This window comes from Rhizobacter sp. P2_H2 (assembly GCF_056403375.1).
This window is the reverse complement of sequence record NZ_JBFUFP010001494.1, coordinates 1-1,010: the sequence shown is the minus strand read 5'-3', so window position 1 is coordinate 1,010 and position 1,010 is coordinate 1. Positions and strand designations below refer to the sequence as shown.

The window sequence follows — 1,010 nt, the reverse complement described above, 5'->3', positions numbered from 1 at the left end:
GGCCCTGCGGTCGCGGCGCGCGGCAGCGGTCGTCAACTCGCTCGCGAGGATTGACGCACGTCCTGGGCCCCTTGCTTGACCGACTCGCTGGCCATGGCGTTGCCCGCCAGGATCGACTGCGTGGTGGTCGTGATGTTGGAGCTCTGGGTCGACAGCGTCTGCGCCGCCAGCTGGACCTTCATCTGGTCGGCTGCGAGTTGGCGCATCGTCGCGACGCTCTGGTCTGCGCTGGGTCCGTCTGCCATGGTGTTCTCTCCTGGGTGTTGAGTGAAAGGGATGGACTTGCTTTTGTGCGCTGACGCGCACGACTCAGGTGCCGCCCTGGCGGGCGGCGGCATTCCACGCGCCGGATCGCTCCGGCGCGTGAAATCGGGGCGCTGACGCGGGTGCGTCATGCGGGATCGGGTTCATCGGGCGGCTCCCGGCGGCTTCGCGGTGGTGCCGCCGCTGATCACCAACCCGTCGGTGTCGATGTGCTGCAGCTCGCCGCCGCTCTTCAGCACCGCGCCTTCGTAGTAGCGGCTGCCGTTGGCCAGCTGGATGTGCTTCAGGCCGTTCGCGTCCTCGGTGATGCCGACCATGCGCGACGGCAGCACGCTCTGCCACGAGGCCCACTGCTCGCGCGACGCCGCGCCGTCGTCGCGCAGCGGCCTGGCCCGGTAGCTGACCTTGTCCGAGACCAGCACCGTCGGGTGCAGGTCCTCGGCCAGGCGGCGGATCTGCAGGCGCACCGCCTCGTCCTCGACCGTGCCGGAGACCACCAGCCGGCCCTGCCCGGCGTACGCCACCGTGACGCCGGGGTCGCTGACGAAGCGCCGCGCCTGCTCGACCATCTCCTCGGCGCTGACGACCGTCACCGACACGCGCGGGCCGAGCGCCTCGAGCGCCGCCTGCAGGGCCTTGCGGCGCGCCCGCGTCTCGACGAAGCCGCGCACGACCACGTTGCCGCCGCCACTCGGCGCAGCCACCGTCTCCACCTCGGGGTAGCCCGCGAGCAGCCGGTTCAGCGC

At 71.5% G+C, this 1,010-nt stretch carries 1 protein-coding gene and 1 pseudogene; both read right to left on the bottom strand.

Features of this window, described 5'->3' with window-relative positions:
- Positions 1-32: 32 nt before the first annotated feature.
- A complete protein-coding gene (locus AC1D15_RS34205) occupies positions 33-245 on the bottom strand; it encodes a hypothetical protein (RefSeq protein ID WP_156151732.1) in 213 nt (70 codons plus the stop codon).
- Between the two features lie 162 nt (positions 246-407).
- Positions 408-1,010 (bottom strand): annotated as a pseudogene (locus tag AC1D15_RS34200) (FHA domain-containing protein); the annotation flags it as partial.